The 2,590-nt window shown below is 65.3% G+C and carries 3 protein-coding genes; all 3 read left to right on the top strand.

The features are described from left to right. Positions 1-372: 372 nt before the first annotated feature. The 3 genes from fabD to AC5JJ6_RS08600 all read left to right on the top strand — a co-directional run bounded on the left by fabD (position 373) and on the right by AC5JJ6_RS08600 (position 2,538). Positions 373-1,314: an ACP S-malonyltransferase gene (gene fabD, locus AC5JJ6_RS08610; RefSeq protein ID WP_496041638.1), complete on the top strand. Its 942-nt coding sequence runs from the start codon at positions 373-375 to the stop codon at positions 1,312-1,314. A 66-nt stretch (positions 1,315-1,380) separates the two neighbouring features. Then, positions 1,381-2,118 (top strand): 3-oxoacyl-[acyl-carrier-protein] reductase, encoded by a 738-nt coding sequence (gene fabG, locus AC5JJ6_RS08605; RefSeq protein ID WP_044425742.1) that lies wholly within the window; start codon positions 1,381-1,383, stop codon positions 2,116-2,118. 180 nt (positions 2,119-2,298) lie between these two features. Then, a complete protein-coding gene (locus AC5JJ6_RS08600) occupies positions 2,299-2,538 on the top strand; it encodes an acyl carrier protein (protein ID WP_044425744.1) in 240 nt (79 codons plus the stop codon). Positions 2,539-2,590: the final 52 nt, after the last annotated feature.

The following is a 2,590-nucleotide window of genomic DNA, read 5'->3' as shown; positions in this document are numbered from 1 at the left end:
CCCATGGCTGTTACACGGTCTGGCGCTGCGATCCCGCGCAATGCGCGATTCAGCCGCCCAGGCCTAGCCGGACGCTTGGCGTGCGCCGGCAAGGAGCTTTGGAAGCGGCGCACTATACACATGAGCACCCTTTCGGCAAGAAAATAACGGATGCCTGTGCAAGGCGCCGCGCGGGGAACGATTAGGCGGCTCGATTAATGGCGTAGCGAAGTGCAGTGCAGCATACCGGAGCGGCCTTGTCGTGCGGCGCCTCGCTTCCGCCCGCCCTTGACTTCGCTTTTGCAGGCGGTATGACTATCGGCCATTTTGGCGGCCTGCGACGGCGCCGGTCCATTGGTCCGTTATACGGCCAGACAGTTGATAGGTAGGGTGATGACACGCGCATTCGTCTTTCCGGGACAGGGTAGCCAGGCGGTAGGCATGGGCCGGGATCTGGCCGGCGCCTTCGAGATCGCCCGCCATACCTTTCAGGAGGTGGACGAGGCGCTTCAGCAGAACCTCAGCCGGCTGATGTTCGAAGGGCCGGAGTCTGACCTGACCCTGACCGAAAACGCCCAGCCGGCCCTGATGGCGGTGAGCATCGCCGTGCTCCGGGTGCTCCAGCAGGAAGGCGGCGTCGAGATCCACAAGACGGCCAGCTTCGTAGCTGGCCACTCCCTCGGCGAATACTCCGCCCTCGCCGCCGCCGGCACGTTCAGCCTGCCCGACACCGCGCGTCTCCTGAAGCTGCGCGGCCAAGCCATGCAGAAGGCGGTTCCGGTCGGGGAGGGCGCCATGGCGGCCTTGCTCGGGCTCGATCTGGCCGTGGCGCAGGAAGTCGCCGCCGAAGCGGCGGAAGGTGAAATCTGCTCCGCCGCCAACGACAACGCCCCTGGGCAGGTCGTGGTCAGCGGCCACCGCGCCGCCGTCGAGCGCGCGATCGCGCTGGCGCCGTCGCGCGGCGGCAAGCGCGGCATCCTCTTGCCGGTCAGCGCTCCCTTCCATTGCGAGCTGATGGCGCCCGCCGCCGAGGCGATGGCGAAGGCGCTCGCCAATGTCGATCTGCGCAGCCCCCTGGTCCCGGTCGTCGCCAACGTGACGGCCCAGGCCGTCGTGGCTCCCGACGAGATCCGCCGCCTGCTGGTCGAACAGGTCACCGGCCTCGTGCGCTGGCGCGAGTGCGTCCTGTTCATGAAGGAACAGGGTGTGGACAGCCTGGTCGAACTCGGCTCCGGCAAGGTGCTGAGCGGTCTCGCCAAGCGGATCGACAAGGAGGTTTCCGGCCAGTCTATCCAGGGACCGGCCGACATCGAAGCCTTCCTCAAGACACTTTGATCTGCCGCTCCGCATAATTCACCAAACCTGCCGGAAAATGCCCGGCGGCTAGCTTCGAGGCCCAAGATGTTCGATTTGACCGGCAGATCCGCTCTCGTCACCGGGGCCTCCGGCGGCATCGGCGCGGCGATCGCCCGTGCCCTCCATGCCCAGGGCGCCAAGGTGGCCCTGTCCGGTACCAAGGTCGAGGCGCTTGAGGCGCTGGCCGCCGAACTTGGCGACCGTGCTTTCGTGACGCCCGCCAACCTCAGCGACACCGCCGCCACCGAGGGCCTCATCAAGAGCGCCGAGGCGGCGATGGGGCAGGTCGACATCCTTGTCAACAACGCCGGACTGACCCGCGACGGGCTGGCCATGCGGATGAAGGACGAGGACTGGCAGCTTGTGCTCGACGTCAACCTGACGGCTGGCTTCCGCCTGTCCCGCGCGGTGCTGCGCGGCATGATGAAGCGCCGCTGGGGCCGCATCATAGGCATCACGTCCATCGTCGGGGTGACCGGCAATCCTGGGCAGGCCAACTATGCCGCGTCCAAGGCCGGCATGATCGGCATGTCCAAGGCGCTCGCCGCCGAGGTCGCCTCGCGCAACATCACCGTCAACTGCGTGGCGCCGGGCTTCATCGCCACCGCCATGACGGATGTCCTGCCCGACGAGCAGAAGGGCAAGCTGACCGCCGCCGTTCCTGCCGGACGACTCGGCGATCCAAAGGATATCGCCGCCGGTGTGGTTTACCTCGCCAGCGAACAGGCAGGCTACGTCACGGGGCAGACATTGCATATCAACGGCGGCATGGCCATGATCTAGGGCAGGCTATCGGCGGCCGTTGAACGGTTGTGTGCGGGGGTGCTGGTCAACCCCGTTCAAGTGTGTTATGTGACGGCTCTTTTCATGGGGCCGACACTAACGGGTTGGGCCGATAATCTCTGGTGTCCAGACGTCGGGGCTCACCCCAATCAAACGAAAGATTCGGGAAGGTTTGTAAAGATGAGTGACATCGCCGAGCGCGTTAAGAAGATCGTCATCGAGCATCTTGGTGTCGAAGAAGCCAAAGTGACCGAGAATGCCAGCTTTATCGACGATCTGGGCGCCGACAGCCTCGATACGGTCGAGCTGGTAATGGCGTTCGAAGAGGAATTCGGGTGCGAAATTCCTGACGACGCCGCTGAAAAGATCCTGACCGTCAAGGACGCGATCGACTTCATCAAGGCGAACTCCGCGGCCTGACGGTCCGGTGCGCCTAGGGGGCGGCCAGGTCGACGACCTGGCCGGCCAATCC

Source organism: Skermanella sp., from assembly GCF_059503625.1.
The sequence above is the reverse complement of the archived record's forward strand: the minus strand, read 5'-3'. Positions and strand labels throughout refer to the sequence as shown.